The 15,507-nt window shown below is 73.1% G+C and carries 15 protein-coding genes; 7 read left to right on the top strand and 8 right to left on the bottom strand.

Features of this window, described 5'->3' with window-relative positions; all coding sequences use genetic code 11:
• Genes AC2D8W_RS21745 through mutM form a run of 3 tightly spaced genes read right to left on the bottom strand, consistent with a single transcriptional unit; the run spans nt 1 to nt 2,529 of the window.
• Nucleotides 1-780, bottom strand: a complete 780-nt coding sequence (locus AC2D8W_RS21745; protein WP_484673293.1) for an enoyl-CoA hydratase — start codon at nt 778-780, stop codon at nt 1-3.
• Nucleotides 781-808: 28 nt separating this feature from the next.
• Nucleotides 809-1,669 carry a TraB/GumN family protein gene (locus AC2D8W_RS21740; protein ID WP_484673292.1) on the bottom strand — a complete coding sequence of 287 codons (861 nt, stop codon included), beginning with the start codon at nt 1,667-1,669 and terminating at the stop codon, nt 809-811.
• The gene (gene mutM, locus AC2D8W_RS21735) at nt 1,666-2,529 is read right to left on the bottom strand and encodes a bifunctional DNA-formamidopyrimidine glycosylase/DNA-(apurinic or apyrimidinic site) lyase (protein WP_484673291.1); all 864 of its coding nucleotides are present in this window, start codon (nt 2,527-2,529) and stop codon (nt 1,666-1,668) included. Before mutM ends, AC2D8W_RS21740 begins: the two co-directional genes overlap by 4 nt.
• A 103-nt stretch (nt 2,530-2,632) precedes the next feature.
• Between mutM and AC2D8W_RS21730 the strand changes: the two genes are divergently transcribed.
• The gene (locus AC2D8W_RS21730; RefSeq protein WP_484673290.1) at nt 2,633-3,391 is read left to right on the top strand and encodes a class I SAM-dependent methyltransferase; all 759 of its coding nucleotides are present in this window, start codon (nt 2,633-2,635) and stop codon (nt 3,389-3,391) included.
• A gap of 7 nt (nt 3,392-3,398) precedes the next feature.
• Entirely contained in the window at nt 3,399-4,892 is a 1,494-nt protein-coding gene (ubiB, locus tag AC2D8W_RS21725; protein ID WP_484673289.1) for a 2-polyprenylphenol 6-hydroxylase, read from the top strand.
• Between the two features lie 19 nt (nt 4,893-4,911).
• Here ubiB and AC2D8W_RS21720 read toward each other — a convergent pair whose 3' ends face one another.
• Nucleotides 4,912-5,481 carry a hypothetical protein gene (locus tag AC2D8W_RS21720; protein WP_484673288.1) on the bottom strand — a complete coding sequence of 190 codons (570 nt, stop codon included), beginning with the start codon at nt 5,479-5,481 and terminating at the stop codon, nt 4,912-4,914.
• Between the two features lie 112 nt (nt 5,482-5,593).
• Between AC2D8W_RS21720 and coaBC the strand changes: the two genes are divergently transcribed.
• The 4 genes from coaBC (at nt 5,594) to AC2D8W_RS21700 (ending at nt 8,928) form a co-directional block, all read left to right on the top strand.
• Nucleotides 5,594-6,784 (top strand): bifunctional phosphopantothenoylcysteine decarboxylase/phosphopantothenate--cysteine ligase CoaBC, encoded by a 1,191-nt coding sequence (coaBC, locus tag AC2D8W_RS21715; protein WP_484673287.1) that lies wholly within the window; start codon nt 5,594-5,596, stop codon nt 6,782-6,784.
• A gap of 3 nt (nt 6,785-6,787) precedes the next feature.
• Entirely contained in the window at nt 6,788-7,246 is a 459-nt protein-coding gene (gene dut, locus AC2D8W_RS21710; RefSeq protein WP_484673286.1) for a dUTP diphosphatase, read from the top strand.
• 44 nt (nt 7,247-7,290) lie between these two features.
• Complete coding sequence (gene xth, locus AC2D8W_RS21705) at nt 7,291-8,067, top strand: exodeoxyribonuclease III (RefSeq protein ID WP_484673285.1); 777 nt, start codon at nt 7,291-7,293, stop codon at nt 8,065-8,067.
• A gap of 75 nt (nt 8,068-8,142) precedes the next feature.
• Nucleotides 8,143-8,928: an SDR family NAD(P)-dependent oxidoreductase gene (locus AC2D8W_RS21700; RefSeq protein ID WP_484673284.1), complete on the top strand. Its 786-nt coding sequence runs from the start codon at nt 8,143-8,145 to the stop codon at nt 8,926-8,928.
• Between the two features lie 13 nt (nt 8,929-8,941).
• On the opposite strand, the gene AC2D8W_RS21695 is transcribed toward AC2D8W_RS21700, so the two are convergent.
• The 4 genes from AC2D8W_RS21695 to AC2D8W_RS21680 form a co-directional block, all read right to left on the bottom strand.
• The gene (locus AC2D8W_RS21695) at nt 8,942-9,877 is read right to left on the bottom strand and encodes an oxygenase MpaB family protein (RefSeq protein WP_484673283.1); all 936 of its coding nucleotides are present in this window, start codon (nt 9,875-9,877) and stop codon (nt 8,942-8,944) included.
• A 41-nt stretch (nt 9,878-9,918) separates the two neighbouring features.
• Nucleotides 9,919-11,355: an amidase family protein gene (locus AC2D8W_RS21690; protein WP_484673282.1), complete on the bottom strand. Its 1,437-nt coding sequence runs from the start codon at nt 11,353-11,355 to the stop codon at nt 9,919-9,921.
• Between the two features lies 1 nt (nt 11,356).
• Nucleotides 11,357-12,133 (bottom strand): 4-hydroxy-tetrahydrodipicolinate reductase, encoded by a 777-nt coding sequence (dapB, locus tag AC2D8W_RS21685; RefSeq protein WP_484673281.1) that lies wholly within the window; start codon nt 12,131-12,133, stop codon nt 11,357-11,359.
• 164 nt (nt 12,134-12,297) lie between these two features.
• Complete coding sequence (locus tag AC2D8W_RS21680; protein WP_484673280.1) at nt 12,298-12,759, bottom strand: hypothetical protein; 462 nt, start codon at nt 12,757-12,759, stop codon at nt 12,298-12,300.
• 147 nt (nt 12,760-12,906) lie between these two features.
• Here AC2D8W_RS21680 and AC2D8W_RS21675 point away from each other — a divergent pair, with 147 nt between their 5' ends.
• On the top strand, nt 12,907-15,198 hold the full coding sequence (locus AC2D8W_RS21675; RefSeq protein ID WP_484673279.1) for an NADP-dependent malic enzyme: 2,292 nt from the start codon (nt 12,907-12,909) through the stop codon (nt 15,196-15,198).
• Nucleotides 15,199-15,507: the final 309 nt, after the last annotated feature.

Below are 15,507 nucleotides of genomic sequence, written 5' to 3'. Positions count from 1 at the left end.
TCAGCGACCCTTGAAGTCCGGCTTCCGCTTGTCGATGAACGCGGCCATCCCCTCCTTCTGGTCCTCGAAGGCGAAGAGCGAGTGGAACAGCCGCCGCTCCATCGTCACGCCGGTGGACAGCGTCGTCTCGAACGCCGCGTTGACCAGCTCCTTGTTCATCATCACGGCCAGCATCGACTGCCCGGCGATCCTGGCGGCCGCGCCGAGCGCCTCCTCGATCAGCTTGTCGGCCGGCACCACGCGGCTGACGAGCCCGGCGCGCTCGGCCTCGGCGGCGTCCATCATCCGGGCGGTCAGGACCATGTCCATCGCCTTGGCCTTGCCGACCGCACGCGGCAGGCGCTGCGTGCCGCCGATGCCGGGCATGACGCCCAGGTTGATCTCGGGCTGGCCGAACTTCGCGGTGTCGGCGGCGATGATGATGTCGCACAGCATCGCCAGCTCGCAGCCGCCGCCCAGGGCGAACCCGGCGACGGCGGCGATGATCGGCTTTCGGAACCGCTCCAGCCGCTGCCCGGCGGCGCCGAAGAAGTTCGACTGGAACATCTCGGCGTAGGACTTGTCGGACATCTCCTTGATGTCGGCGCCGGCGGCGAAGGCGCGGTCCGAGCCGGTCAGCACCACGCAGCGCACGTCGTTGTCCGCCTCGGCTTCGTCCAGGGCGTGGGACAGCTCGGCGAGCAGTTCGCTGTTGAGCGCGTTCAGCGCCTGCGGCCGGTTGAGGCGGATCAGCGTGACGCCCGCGCTCGGGGTTTCGACGATGAGGGTCTCGTAGGCCATGTCCGCTCCCGATGGTTCGCGAGCCGACTTACGGCCCCGTGACGGAATAGCCAAGCGCGCGCAGGCGGGCCGGCACGCCCTCGGGCCCGACGAGGTGGCCCACGCCCACCACCACGACGGTGCGGCCCGAGCCCCTCAGCCGCGCGTCCAGCTGCCGCGCCCAGTCGGCGTTGCGGTCGGCGACCAGTCGCCGGAAGAGCTCGGGCGAGGTGCGGCGCAGCGGCTGGAGCGCCCGGGCGTCGAGCGCGCGGACGTCGCCCGCCATCCACGCGCGCACCAGGGCCGCGAAGGCCTGCGGGTCGCGCTCCATCGCCTTCAGCGTCCACCGCAGCGCGGCGAGTTGGTCGGCCGCGGGCGCGCCGTCCAGGAGGGCGATCTGCTGCGCCGGCGTCTCCAGGGCCCGGCGCCGTGCGCCCGCGGGGACGGCGGCGCCGACCGCCGCCTCCACCCCGGACTCGCTGGTCGCGCCGGCCTTGCGGTAGGCGGCGGCCGCCAGCGCGACCTCGGCGAACCAGGGCTCGAGCCGATCGAGCGTGAGCGGATCGACGCCATAGGCGGCGGCGACCTTCATCAGCCGCCGGGCGTCCGCGGGCGGAAGCTGGCGGAAGAGCGACTGTCCCAGCGGCAGGACGCCCGACTCCGCGGCGATCCGCGCCGACTCCTGCTGCGTCGCGGCGTCCACCGGCAGCTCGAACCAGACGTCGTCGGCGCGGGCGAGCGCGGCGTCGAGGCCAGGCGGCCGCCAGTCCAGGCCGGGCGGCAGGACGTGGATGGAGCCGAAGATCACCAGCTCGGAGTCGGCGTCCTTCACCGTCCAGAGGGGCGGCCTGGCGGCGGCCGGCGCGGCGACGGCGAGCGCGGCCGCGAGCGCGGCGGCGACGGCCTTCATCGCTGGCAGGCCGGGCAATAGAAGGTCGAGCGGCCGGCCTGCACCCGGCGGGCGATGATCCCGCCGCAGCCCTCGTTGCGGCAGGGCTGGCCCTCGCGGTCGTAGGTGCGGAAGCTGTGCTGGAAGTAGCCGAGGGCGCCGTCGGCCTGGGCGAAGTCGCGCAGCGTGGAGCCGCCGGCCGCGATGGCCTCGGACAGCACCGCCTTGATCTGCGGGACCAGCACGCCCAGCCGCGCGGCCGAGATGCGGCCGGCGGGGCGGAAAGGCGAGATCCGCGCCCGGTTCAGCGCCTCGCAGACGTAGATGTTGCCCAGGCCCGCGACGATCCGCTGGTCGAGGAGCAGGGTCTTGGGCCCCTGGCGGCGGCCCTGGAAGGCGGCCTTCAGGTGGGCGGCGTCGAAGGCGTCCGACAGCGGCTCCGGCCCGAGGCCCGCGAACCAAGGGTGAAGCTCCAGGGTCGAGCTGTTGACCAGCGCCATGTAACCGAAGCGGCGGGGGTCGTAGTAGGTCACCCGCACGCCGGCGTCGGTCTCGAAGACGATGTGCGCGTGCTTGGGATCCGGGTCCGGCGCGTAGTGGAAGCGCCCGGGCCGGCTCTCGCCCTCGGGCCGGGCGATCTCGAAGCGGCCGCTCATGCCCAGGTGCATGACGAGCGTGTCCTCGCGGTCGAGGCGGGCCAGCAGGTACTTGGCGCGCCGCTCCAGCCTGAGGACGGTCGCGCCGGTGAGGACCTGCACGAAGCCGGGCGGCAGGGGGAAGCGCAGGTCGGGCCGGCGGGCTTCGACGCGCGCCAGGCGACGGCCCTCCAGGACCGGCGCGAGTCCGCCGCGGACCGTCTCGACTTCCGGAAGTTCGGGCATGCCTCCGGCTTGGCATGCCGCCGCGCATGCGCCAAGGGCCCAACATGCGCCGGCGGGGCGGTTCGCCTTTGCGGTCGGACCCCGGGAGGCTAGAAGGGCGCCCATGACGGGACCTTCCGCCACCTTCGGCTTCCGCGACGTGGACGCCGCCGAGAAGCCGGGCCTGGTGCGCGGCGTGTTCGACCGCGTCGCGCGGCGCTACGACCTGATGAACGACCTGATGAGCGCGGGCGTGCACCGGCTCTGGAAGGACGCCGTCGCGGCGCGCCTGAACCCGCAGCCCGGCGAGCTCATCGTCGACTGCGCGGGCGGCACCGGCGACATGGCGCGGCGGTTCGCCCGGATGGCGCGGCGCGCGCAGGAGCGCCGCGGGGGCGCGGACGCCCAGGTCTTCGTGATCGACTACAACGCCGAGATGATCGCCGCCGGGATCGAGCGGGGCATAGTCCCCGAGATCTCGTGGGCCGTGGGCGACGCCCAGCGGCTCCCCCTGCCGGACGGATGCGCCGACGCCTACGTCATCAGCTTCGGCATTCGCAACGTCACCGACATCCCCGCGGCCCTGCGCGAGGCGCGCCGCGTGCTGAAGCCGGGCGGCCGCTTCCTCTGCCTGGAGTTCTCGCGGCCGGTGACCGAGGCGCTGCGCGCGGCCTACGACGCCTATTCGTTCAAGGTGATCCCCGAGATCGGGGCGCGGGTGGCCAACGACCGCGAGAGCTACCAGTACCTCGTGGAGTCGATCCGCCGGTTCCCCGACCAGAAGACGTTCGCGGGCATGATCGCCGCGGCGGGCTTCGGCCAGGTGGGCTGGACCAACTACTCGGGCGGCGTGGCGGCGCTGCACACCGCGCGGGCCGTCTGAGCGGCGCATGGCTTCGCTCGGCGCCTACCTGCGGCTGCTCGGGGCCGGCTGGACGCTGCTCCGCAACGACGCGCTGCTGCCGCGCGAGCTCGACGCCTACTATTCCGCGGGCGCGCGGACCCTCGCCCGGACGCTCAGGGTCTTCGCGACGCGGCGCGAGGGCCGGCCGGGCGAGCGGCTGGCGCGGTCGCTGGAGCCGCTGGGGCCGGTGGCGATCAAGCTCGGGCAGTTCCTGTCCACGCGGGCGGACATCTTCGGCCGCGTCTTCGCCGAGGACCTGGGCCACCTGAAGGACCGGCTGGCGCCGTTCCCCACGGCGCAGGCGCGGGCGGCGGTGGAGGCCGACCTCGGGCGGCCTCTCTCGGCGCTCTACGACACGTTCGGCGAGCCGGTGGCGGCGGCGTCGCTGGCCCAGGCGCACGAGGCGGCGCTCCGCGACGGGCGGCGGGTGGCCGTGAAGGTGCTCCGCCCGGGGATCGAGCGGCGGGTGGCCGCGGATTCCGCCGTGCTCGCCCTGGCCGCGCGGCTGATGGAGCGCTGGGCGCCGCCGGTCCGCCGGCTGGAGCCGCGCAAGTTCGCCGCCACGGTCATCCGCGCCACCGAGCTGGAGCTGGACCTGCGCCTGGAGGCGGCGGGGGCCGACGAGCTCAGCGAGGTGATGGAGAAGGACGGCTACATGTCGGCCCCCCGCGTCGTCTGGGACGGGGTGGGCAAGCGCGTGCTGACCATGGCCTGGGCCGAGGGGCTTCCGCTCTCGGACGACGCGGCGCTGGAGCAGCCGGGTCTCGACCGCAAGACGCTGGCCGACAATCTCACCCGCGCCTTCCTGGCCCAGGCGCTGGACCACGGCGTCTTCCACGCCGACCTGCACGAGGGCAACCTCTTCTGCGCGGCGCCGGCGCGCCTGTTCGCCGTGGATTTCGGGATCATCGGCCGGCTGGGCGCGCCCGAGCGGCGGTACCTGGCCGAGATCCTCTGGGGCTTCCTGAACCGCGACTACCGCCGCGTGGCGCAGGTCCACTTCGACGCCGGCTACGTGCCGGCGCGGCACAGCGTCGAGGCCTTCGCCCAGGCGCTGCGGGCGGTGGGCGAGCCGGTGTTCGGCCGCACGGCCGACGCGGTGGCCATGAGCCGGGTGCTGACCCAGCTGTTCGAGATCACCGCCCTCTACGACATGCACCTGCGGCCGGAGCTGGTGCTTCTGCAGAAGACCATGGTGACCGTAGAGGGCGTGGCCCGGCGCATCGATCCCGACCACAACATCTGGGCCGCCGCCGAGCCGGTGGTCCGCCGCTGGATCGCCCGGGAGCTGTCGCCGGTCAGCCGCGTGAGGCAGCTGGCGGGCGAGGCCGAGGCCGCGATCCGCAACATCGCCCGGCTGGCGGAGCCCGCGCCCGTGGCGGTGATCGAACCCCCGACGCCGGGCCGTCCGCTGCTCTGGTTCGCGCTGGGCGCGCTCGCGTCGGGCCTCGCGTTCGTCGCCGGCTGGCTGCTCGCCTGATCCCAGGACGCGGACGGGTCTACGCGTCGTCGTCCTCGCGACTGCGGCGGGCGGACTGGCTGCGCCGCGCCTCGCGCGTCTTCTGCTCGGCCCAGTAGGCCGGGCCGTCGTCGGGGTGGAACATCGTCCGCGGCGCCCCGTCCTTGCTGGCGACGGCGAAGGTGTTGCTCTTCGCGTCGTAGAACAGGGTGTCGCCGTTGCGGCGCTTCAGCGTCTGCGTGCCCTTCGGCGGGTCCGAGACGAAGGCGTGGGCCTTCTCCACGAAGGCCTGGAGGCTGTCGGCGCCGAACGCCTCGCCGTTGCGGGCGAAGGCGCGGCGGGCGTTCTCCTCGGCGGAATAGCGCCGGCTGGCCGACCACATCGGCTTGCCGTCGACGAGCTTCACGGGGTCGTCGCGATGATCGACGCCGGACCTGTCGTCGCCGCCCTGGCCCCGCGCCGACGTCTCCGAGGCGAGCTCGTCCCGCCTGTCCCCGGCCGGCGCCGCCCGGTCCCCATCCTTCTGCGCCACGGCCGACGGGCCATTGTCGCAGCCGCTGATCGCCACGGCGGCCACGGCCGCGAGCAGAAACGTCCTGATTGCCGACATCGTTTTCTCCAGCCTCAAGCTGTGCCGGAACAAACCTAGAACACAAGCCAGGGTGTTTGTCGAGTCCCCGCCAATGACCTACATCGGGGCCCTCTGAAGCGGGGCGGCGCCTGTGAGTGAAAGACGGGTTCTCCTGATCGTCGGCGGCGGGATCGCGGCCTACAAGGCGCTGGAGCTCACGCGGCTCCTGCGCAAGGCGGGGGTGGCCGTGCGGCCAATCCTGACCAAGGCCGGCGCGGAATTCGTGACGCCGCTCAGCCTCTCGGCGCTGGCCGAGGACAAGGTCTACAGCGAGCTCTTCAGCCTCACCGACGAGGCCGAGATGGGCCACATCGAGCTGTCGCGCTCGGCCGACCTGGTGGTGGTGGCCCCGGCCACCGCGGACCTGATGGCCAAGGCGGCCAGCGGCCTGGCGGGCGACCTGGCCTCCACGACGCTCCTGGCCACCGACAAGCCCGTGCTGATGGCCCCGGCCATGAACGTGCGGATGTGGGACCATCCCGCCACGCGGCGGAACCTTGAGCGGCTGAAGGCCGACGGCGTGCTGTTCGTGGGGCCCGACGAGGGCGCCATGGCCTGCGGCGAGTACGGCCCCGGCCGGATGGCCGAGCCGCCGGCGATCCTGGCGGCCGTCCAGGCGGCGCTGGCCGGCGCCGCGGCGCGCCCGCTCGCCGGACGGCGGGCCATCGTCACCGCCGGCCCCACCGCCGAGCCGATCGACCCGGTGCGCCTGATCACCAACCGCTCGTCGGGCAAGCAGGGCTACGCCATCGCCTCGGCCCTGGCCGCCCTGGGCTGCGACGTCACGCTGGTGAGCGGCCCCACGGCGCTGCCCGCGCCGGCCGGCGTCACCCGCGTAGACGTGGAGACGGCGCGGCAGATGCTGGCGGCCTGCGAGGCGGCGCTGCCCGCCGACATCGCCGTCTGCGTGGCCGCGGTGGCCGACTGGCGGCCGCAGAACGCGGGCGACCGCAAGATCAAGAAGGGGCCGGAGGGGCCGCCGCCCATCGCCCTGGTGGAGAACCCGGACATCCTGGCCACGCTGTCCCGGGCGGCGGCGCGGCCCCGGCTGGTCGTCGGCTTCGCGGCCGAGACCAACGACGTCGAGGCCAACGCTCAGGCCAAGCTGGCGAAGAAGGGCTGCGACTGGATCGTCGCCAACGACGTCGCGGTCGAGGGGACCATGGGCGGCGACGAGAACGCGGTGGCCATCGTCTCGGCCGGCGGAATCGAGCGATGGGACCGGATGCCCAAGGGCGAGGTCGCCCGCCGGCTCGCCGCCCGCATCGCCGAGGAGTTCTAGCCCGTGTCCGGCCCCACCGTCCCGATCACCCGCCTGCCGCACAACGCCGACCTGCCGCTGCCGGCCTACGAGACCGCCCAGGCCGCCGGCATGGACCTGCGCGCCGCGGTGCCGCACGACGAGCCCCTGATCCTGCGGCCGGGCGACCGCCAGGCGGTGCCGACGGGCCTGGCGTTCGCCCTGCCCGACGGCTTCGAGGGACAGGTCCGTCCGCGCTCCGGCCTGGCGCTCAAGAACGGCGTCACCTGCCTCAACACGCCCGGCACCATCGACGCCGACTATCGGGGCGAAGTGAAGGTGATCCTCATCAACCTCGGCGCCGAGGACTTCACGATCCGCCGGGGCGACCGCATCGCCCAGCTGGTCGTGGCGCCGGTGACGCAGGCGCGCTGGGCCGAGGTCGAGCGCCTGGACGACACCGCCCGGGGCGCCGGCGGCTTCGGGTCCACAGGCGGCCGTTGAGCCGCCGAACGGAACCTCGCGCCGCGGCCGCGCCTTCGGCCGCCATGCGGATCGCGACCTACAACGTCAACGGGGTGAACGGGCGGCTGGAGCATGTGCTCGCCTGGCTCGCCGACACGCGGCCCGACGTCGCCTGCCTGCAGGAGCTGAAGACGACGGACGACAGGTTCCCCGCGGCGGCGTTCGAGAAGGCGGGCTACGGCGCCGTCTGGCACGGGCAGAAGAGCTGGAACGGCGTGGCGATCCTGGCGCGAGGCGTGACCCCGATCGAGACGCGGCGCGGCCTGCCCGGCGACGAGGCCGGGGCGCAGGCCCGCTACATCGAGGCCGCGGTCAAGGGCGTGCTGGTCGGATGCCTCTACGCGCCCAACGGCAACCCGGTCGGCAGCGCCAAGTACGCCGCCAAGGAGGCCTGGTACGCGCGCTTCATGGCCCACGCCGACTGGCTGCTGGACACCGGGCAGCCCGTGGCGCTGGTGGGCGACTACAACATCATGCCCACCGACCTGGACGTCTATGTCCCCGAACGCTGGCGCGACGACGCCCTCTTCCAGCCGTCGCTGAAGGACACCTACGCCTGGCTGCGCGAGCGCGGCTGGACCGACGCGCTGCGGGCCGTGTTCGGCGACGAGGCGCGGGTCTACACCTTCTGGAAGTACTGGCGGAACAGCTTCCAGCGCGACGCCGGCCTCCGGATCGACCACCTGCTGCTGAGTCCGACACTGGCTCCGCGCCTCGAGGCCGCCGGCGTGGACCGCCACCACCGCGCCAAGGAAGGCTCGAGCGACCACGGGCCGGTCTGGATCGAGCTCTGGCGCTGACGTCGCCGGCCTGCGTTCCCCGCCCGCGCGTCCGGCGATAGGCTGCGCGCCGGGTGTATCGGCTTGGGGTGCGTCATGGGTCGGCTTTCGGGAAAGGTCGCCGTCGTCACGGGCGCGGCCGCGCGCGGCGAGGGCGACGGCAACGGCTCGGCCACCGCCATGCTGTTCGCGCGCGAGGGCGCCCGCGTGGTGCTGGTGAACCGCTCGGCCGAGCGGGCGGCGGCGCTGGAGGCCGCGATCCGCGCCGAGGGCGGCGAGGCCAGCGCCTTCGCCGCCGACGTCACGCGCCCTGACGACACCGAGGCCATGGCTTCCTTCGCGGCCGACCGCTACGGCCGGCTCGACATCCTGGTGAACAACGTTGGCGTCGGCGCAGGCGGCAACACGGTCACCGTGTCGCTCGACGACTGGCATCGCCTGCTGGAGACGAACCTCACCTCGGCCATGCTGTGCTGCCGGGTCTGCATCCCGCGCATGCGGGCGGGCGACGGCGGATCGATCGTCAACATCTCGTCCACGGCCGGCCTGCTCGGCCTTTCCGGGACGCCGGGCGCCGTGGCGTACGCCGCCACCAAGGCCGGGCTGCAGGGCCTGACCCTCTCGGTGGCGGCCGACCATGCGGCCGAGGGCGTCCGGTCGAACTGCCTGGTGGTCGGCACCGTCTACACGCCCCTGGTCGCGGGCATGGGCGAGGAGGCCCGCGAGCGCCGCGCCAGGGCGGTCCCGCTGCAGACCGAGGGCACCGGCTGGGACGTGGCCTACGCGGCGACCTACCTTGCGAGCGACGAGTCGCGCTGGGTCACCGGGGTGCTGCTGCCGATCGACGGCGGCTTCGTGGGGGTGCGGCCCTGGCCGCGCTGAGGCCGGCGCCCCCTCAGGCCTGAGCCGGGGCGACGGCGGGCGCGGGGCCGGTCAGCTCGGCGGCGCGACGGCGGGCCCGGGCCTCGGCGCTGTTGGTCAGCGCCCACCGCATCCCCGCGCCGAGCGTCCGGACGCCGGCCCGCGTCGTGGCCCGGCGCACCGGCGAGAGCCGGAAGCCATGCATCCGGGCCGCCCAGTCCGGCAGCAGGTCCTTGGCGGCGTCGAAGGCCAGCGTCATGGCCGGCGCCGCGGCGGGGCTCGGCGGCGGCTGCGAGAGCAGCGCCGCGGCCACCGCGCGCGTGCGCTGATCGTAGCGGAGGTGCGGGCGGACCGCCTCGAGGTAGGCGGCGATCCCCTCGCGGGTGGTGGGTGGGTCGGTCGCCCCCAGCCGCCGGGCGACTTCGGCCACCTCGCCGTAGTAGCGGTCCTGCTCGGCGTCCGGGAAATCCGGATCCACGTAGCGCAGGTAGGCGGCCAGGAACGCGCTCACCTCGGCCACGTGCACATAGGTCAGCAGCTCGGGGTCGTCGGCGGCGTAGGGCCGGCCGTCGGGAAGCGCGCCGGTCACGCCGGCATGGATGTGCTTCACGCGGTCGATGTAGCCCTGGGCCTCGGCGCGGTCGCCATAGGTGGTCCCGGCGATGAAGCGCGCGGTGCGGCCCAGGCGGCCGCGCATGTCGCGCCGGAAGTTGGAGTGGTCCCAGACCCCGGCCAGCGGCCCCGGGTGCAGCATCTGCAGGAACAGCGCCGCGATCCCGCCCACCATCATGCTGGTGAAGTCGCCGTGCACCTTCCAGCAGGCGCTGTCGGGTCCGAAGAGGCCGGTGTCGGCGCGGTTGCGCTCGACGCTGTCGTCGCCCGTGCCGCCGACCAGCTTGCGGATCTGGCCGACGACGGCCTGCCGGACGAGCAGGGGCGGGCGGACGAGGAGGGGCGGGCTGGCGGGCATCGGTAGCCAAGATAGGGGCTGGGCGGCCGGGCGGAAGGCGCTCAGGGCGGGGGCGGCTCGAAGCCGCGGATGTTCTCGTCGATGGCCTGGGCGATGGCGAGGGTGCGGGCGTCCCCGCCGCGCGGCCCGATGATCTGGGCGCCCACGGGCAGCCCGCCCGGCGTGCGCCCGGCCGGGACAGCGGTGGCCGGCAGGTGCAGGGCGGTGGGCAGGGCGATCCAGGTGAGCATCGAGCTGTAGGGGATGGACCGGCCGTCGCTCGTGGCCAGCGTCCGCCGCGTGAAGGGCTTGCGGTCGTGGGGGAAGGCGGGAACCGGGGCGATCGGCGCCAGGATCACGTCACGGCGCTCGAACGCCTCGCCGATCTCGTAGCGGAGACGCGCCCGGACCGCGTCGGCGGCCATCCATTCCCGGTGCCGGGCGGTGTAGGCGCGCGCCAGGTGGCCGGCCGAGAACGGGTCGTCGCTTGCGCCCATCAGGCCGGCGAACGCGCGGGCGCGCTCCATCTGGCGCAGCGTCCGCGGCGGCAGGTCCTCGCCGAGCACCGCGCCCAGCAGGGTCTGGTAGGCGAACAGCAGGCTCCTCATGTCCACCGGGCAGGCGATCGGCTCCACCTCCGCGCCGGCGGCGCGCAGTTCCTGCGCGAAGGCCTCGATCACCGCGCGCACCTGGGGGTCGAGGGGGCACATGGGGTCGTCGAGCCACAGGCCGATCCGCGTCTGGGAGAGATCGGCCGGCGGCGCCTTGGGGGCGAGCGGACCGGCCTCGATGACCGACAGCAGCAGGCGCAGGTCGCGGGCGGAACGGGCCATGGGGCCGATCACGTTGAGGTCCCGCTCGGCGTAGGACCCCGGCCGCGGCGGGACGTGGCCCCGCTGGCTGACGAGGCCCCAGGTGGGCTTGTGGCTGAACACGCCGCAGAAGCTGGCGGGAACCCGCAGGGAGCCGCCGATGTCGGAGCCGATCTCGAGCGCCGTGACCCGCGCGGCCAGCGCCGCCGCCGCGCCGCCCGAGGACCCGCCGGGCGTTCGCGCGGGATCCCAGGGATTGTTGGTCGCGCCGTACAGGGGGTTCGTGCTCTGCCAGTCAGCGGCCATGACGGGCACGTTGGTCTTGCCCCAGATCACCGCCCCGGCGTTGCGCGCGTGGTGGACGGTGTCGGCGTCCTCGGTCATGCGGCGCCGGTATTCCGCCAGGCCGGACGAGGCGGCCATTCCCGCCACATCCAGCGTGTCCTTGATGGTCATGGGAAGCCCGGCCAGCAGCCCGAGCGGCTCGCCGCGCCCCCGGGCGTCGTCCACCGCCCGCGCCGCCTCCAGCGCCCGTTCGGGGTCGGCGGCCACGACGGCGTTGAGCGCGGCGTGGGTCTCGGCGTGCCGGCCGAGCGCGGCCTTCAGCAGTTCGACCGCGGAAACCCGCCGGGCGGCGAGGGAGGTGAGCTGCTCGGTCGCGTCGCGGTCGAGGAGGTCGCCGGCCACGTCAGCCTCCCTTCATCCCCAGGACGTCCTGCATGTCGTAGAGGCCCGGCGGCTGGCCCACCACCCAGCGGGCCGCCGCCACGGCGCCGCGGGCGAACAGGCCGCGGTCGCGTCCCGAGTGGCTCAGCGTCAGGATCTCCTCCTCGGCCGCGAAGGTGACGCTGTGCTCGCCCACGATGCCGCCGCCGCGCAGCACCGAGAAGCCGATCTCGCCGACCGGCCGCACGCCGGTGATGCCGTCGCGGGCGCGGCGCTGCACGCGGGCCAGGTCGACGCCGCGGCCCTGGGCCGCCGCCTCGCCCAGCATCAGCGCGGTGCCCGAGGGCGCATCCACCTTGTGCCGGTGGTGCGCCTCGAAGACCTCGATGTCCCACTGCTCGGCCGGCAGGGCCCGCGCCGCCTGGGCCACCAGCCCCATCAGCAGGTTCACCCCCAGCGAATAGTTGCCGGCGAAGACGATGGGAACGCGCTGGGCGGCCTTCGCGATCGCCGCGCGCTGCGCGTCCGAGGCGCCCGTCGCCCCGATCACGAGCGCGGGCCGTCCCGCCTCGGCCGCCCGCCCGGCAAGCTCCACCGAGGCCGCGGGCAGGGTGAAGTCGATGATCACGTCGGCGGCCGCGAGCGCGTCGGCCACCGTCGCCAGTCCGGGCGCGTCCGCGTCGGGCCGGTCGAAGCGCGCGGCGACGGCGAAGGCCGCGTCGGCGCTCACCGCCCTGTCGACCGCCTGCCCCATGCGGCCCAGCGCGCCGGCGATGGCGATCCTGATCGGGTCGGACAAGAACGTGGCTCCGCTTCCGGCGTTGGCCCGCTAGTTCTCGCGAGCCGCACGGGCGGGTCAATCCGAAACGGCGCGGGAGGGCCGCGGGTGCGCTCCCGCGGTTCCGGGCGCAAACAAAAGGGCGGCCCGCGAGGGCCGCCCTTTCGCGTCGTCGGCCGTGAGGCCTACTTCTTCAGCATCTGCTTGATCTCGGCCTGGGTGGCGTTGACCGCGGCGGTCTTGCCCTTCACGGCGAGGTTCGCGGTTTCGACGGCGAAGGTGTCGGCCCCCATCTTGATGGTGGCGGTCTGCTTGCCGTCGGCGCCGGTCTTCACCTCGGTGATCTGGCCGATCGTGAGGCCGGTGTTGTCGACCACCGACATGCCGGTCGTGACGCTGGCGTTGGTCCCCGCGGCCGCGGCGCTGTCCGCGCCCGTCGAAGGCATGGCCGGCGTGGCCGGATCCGCGGGCGTCGCAGGGCCCGCGCCCGGCTCCGCGGGCTGGGCCGGCGTGGCCGGCGTCGCGGGGGTCGCCGCATTCGGCTGGGTGCTGCCCGCCGCCGAGCCCGTGTCGGGCGTTTGGGCGAAGGCGGGCGCGCCCGCGAGGGCGATCGCCGCGGCGGCGGCGAGAGCGACACGATGATTCATAAGAATAGTCCCTTGTGAGGCCCCCATTCCCCGGCAGGCCCTCAACTGGCGGCCGCGGGGGATTGTTCCATCGTTGTCCGGGCCGCGCGGCCTCTATAGGTTGGCCGCTTCACGCGTGGGGCGCGCCGAGGGGACGGGCGGGAATACATGGATCAGGTCGAGAAACGCTCCTTCACCGACGAAGAGGCGCTGAGCTTCCACCGCTATCCCACGCCCGGGAAGATCGGCGTGCGGGCCACCAAGCCCATGGGCACCCAGCGCGACCTGTCGCTGGCCTATTCCCCCGGCGTTGCGGTGCCCGTCCTGGCCATCGCGAAGGACCCCGAGCTCGCCTACGAGTACACCTCCAAGGGCAACATGGTGGCGGTGATCTCGAACGGCACCGCGATCCTCGGCCTCGGCAACCTCGGCGCTCTGGCCTCGAAGCCGGTGATGGAGGGCAAGGGCGTCCTCTTCAAGCGCTTCGCCGACGTTGACGCCATCGACATCGAGATGACCACCACCGACCCGGACGAGATCATCACGGTGGTGAAGAACATCGGCGTGACCTTCGGCGGCATCAACCTCGAGGACATCAAGAGCCCCGACTGCTTCCGCATCGAGACCGAGCTGCAGGAGCTGCTGGACATCCCGGTCTTCCACGACGACCAGCACGGCACCGCGATCATCTGCGCGGCCGGGCTGATCAACGCCTGCGAGATCACCGGACGACGGCTCGAGGACGTCAAGGTCGTGCTGAACGGCCCCGGCGCGGCGGGCATCGCCACCCTGGGCCTCATCAAGGCCATGGGCGTGAAGCACGAGAACGTCGTGGCGGTCGACCGCAAGGGCGTGCTCTGGCGCGGCCGCCCGGACGACATGAACCAGTGGAAGTCGGCTCACGCCGTCGATACCGACAAGCGCACGCTGGCCGACGCGCTGAAGGGCGCCGACGTCTTCATCGGCGTCTCGGCCAAGGGCACGCTGACCCAGGAACTGATCAAGACCATGGCGCCGATGCCGATCATCTTCGCCATGGCCAACCCCGACCCGGAGATCCTGCCCGAGGAGGTCTACGCGGTGCGCGAGGACGCCATCGTGGCGACCGGCCGCTCGGACTACCCGAACCAGGTCAACAACGTGCTGGCCTTCCCCTACCTCTTCCGCGGGGCGCTCGACGTGCGCGCGCGGCAGATCAACATGGAGATGAAGATCGCCACGGCCCGGGCCCTGGCGCAGCTCGCCCGCGAGGACGTGCCCGACGAGGTGATCGCCGCCTATCACGGGGTGCAGCTGAAGTTCGGGCCGAAGTACATCATCCCCACCCCCTTCGACCCGCGGCTCCTGTCCTACATCCCGCCGTTCGTCGCCAAGGCGGCCATGGACACGGGGGTGGCGCGCCGGCCGATCGCCGACATGGAGGCCTACCGCGCCAGCCTGGCGCAGCGCATGGACCCCACGGCGGCCTTCTCGCAGAAGCTGCAGGGCGCGGTGCTGTCCGCGCCGGAGAAGAAGATCGTCTTCGCCGAGGGCGAGGAGCAGGCGGTGATCCGCGCCGCCTACGCCTTCCAGACCCAGGGCCTGGGCAAGGCGGTCCTGGTCGGCCGCGAGGAGTTGGTCCACGAGAACATGCTGGCCGCGGGCATCGACCCGGCCGAGGCGGGGCTGGAGATCCTGAACGCCCGGGTCTCGTCGTGGAACGAGGCGGCGGTGGACCACCTCTACGGCCGCCTGCAGCGGGAGGGCTACCTGCGGCGCGACATCCAGCGGCTGATCAACCAGGACCGCAACGCCTTCGCCGCCTCGATGGTGGCGCTGGGCCACGCCGACGGGATGGTCACCGGGGTCACGCGCAACTTCGACCAGGCGCTGGAGGAGGTGCTGCACGTCATCGACCCAGCGCCCGACGGCCGCATCATCGGCATGAGCGTGGTGATGGCCAAGGGCCGCACCCTGTTCATCGCCGACACCAACGTCACCGAGATGCCCGTGGCCGAGGAGCTGGTGGAGATCGCCATCGAGGCGGCGCGCGCGGTGAAGACCCTGGGCTACGAGCCGCGGGTGGCGTTCATGAGCTACTCCACCTTCGGCAATCCCATGGGAGACCGGTCCGAGCGTGTCCGCGAAGCCGTGCGGATGCTGGACGAGATGCACGGCCTCGACTTCGAGTACGAGGGCGAGATGCCCCCCGAGCTGGCGCTGGAGCCGGAAAGCCGCGGCGCCTACCCGTTCATGCGCCTGACGGGTCCCGCGAACGTCCTGATCATGCCGGCCATCCACTCGGCCGCGATCTCGACCCAGCTCATCAAGTGCCTGGGCGGGGCCGAGGTGATCGGCCCGATCCTGGTGGGCCTCGACCGCCCGGTGCAGATCTGCCCGCTGGGCGCCTCGGTCTCCAAGATCCTCCAGATGGCCACCGTCTGCGCCTACGACCGCCCGCTGATGGAGGTGGGGGAGTAGAGCGGCCGGCTAAGCGGCAGCTGATCTGTCCGCGCGCCTCCTCGGTCGATTCAGTTCCTCATTTGTTCTTGACATTTTGGCGGTCTGTGCGTACAGTCTTCGCGCGTTGATCACTGCGTAGCGCTATCCGCTGGTGAGCGGGCAAGGGCCGCAGCAAGCCGCGACGCACCCTGTTTGCCAATGTCGGCGCATCCGCCGCTGCGCTTCCGCGCGCCTGCGCGGCCCATCACTTTCCTGGAGAACAATCATGACCTTTGGTCAGGTCAATCCTGCGCGCTTGGAGGGCGAGGCTCTCAGGCGCTGGTACCT

The organism is Phenylobacterium sp. T106 (assembly GCF_057219735.1).
Note: the sequence above shows the minus strand (reverse complement) of the source record. Positions and strands in the feature narration are given on the sequence as shown.

What these genes read in the sequence shown, in the direction of transcription:
- xth (WP_484673285.1), top strand. Translation starts at nt 7,291, where the DNA reads ATGCGGATCGCGACCTACAACGTCAACGGGGTGAACGGGCGGCTGGAG.
- ubiB (WP_484673289.1), top strand. Translation starts at nt 3,399, where the DNA reads ATGGCTTCGCTCGGCGCCTACCTGCGGCTGCTCGGGGCCGGCTGGACG.
- AC2D8W_RS21720 (WP_484673288.1), bottom strand. Translation starts at nt 5,481, where the DNA reads ATGTCGGCAATCAGGACGTTTCTGCTCGCGGCCGTGGCCGCCGTGGCG.
- AC2D8W_RS21740 (WP_484673292.1), bottom strand. Translation starts at nt 1,669, where the DNA reads ATGAAGGCCGTCGCCGCCGCGCTCGCGGCCGCGCTCGCCGTCGCCGCG.
- AC2D8W_RS21700 (WP_484673284.1), top strand. Translation starts at nt 8,143, where the DNA reads ATGGGTCGGCTTTCGGGAAAGGTCGCCGTCGTCACGGGCGCGGCCGCG.
- AC2D8W_RS21745 (WP_484673293.1), bottom strand. Translation starts at nt 780, where the DNA reads ATGGCCTACGAGACCCTCATCGTCGAAACCCCGAGCGCGGGCGTCACG.
- AC2D8W_RS21680 (WP_484673280.1), bottom strand. Translation starts at nt 12,759, where the DNA reads ATGAATCATCGTGTCGCTCTCGCCGCCGCCGCGGCGATCGCCCTCGCG.
- mutM (WP_484673291.1), bottom strand. Translation starts at nt 2,529, where the DNA reads ATGCCCGAACTTCCGGAAGTCGAGACGGTCCGCGGCGGACTCGCGCCG.
- AC2D8W_RS21695 (WP_484673283.1), bottom strand. Translation starts at nt 9,877, where the DNA reads ATGCCCGCCAGCCCGCCCCTCCTCGTCCGCCCGCCCCTGCTCGTCCGG.
- AC2D8W_RS21675 (WP_484673279.1), top strand. Translation starts at nt 12,907, where the DNA reads ATGGATCAGGTCGAGAAACGCTCCTTCACCGACGAAGAGGCGCTGAGC.
- AC2D8W_RS21730 (WP_484673290.1), top strand. Translation starts at nt 2,633, where the DNA reads ATGACGGGACCTTCCGCCACCTTCGGCTTCCGCGACGTGGACGCCGCC.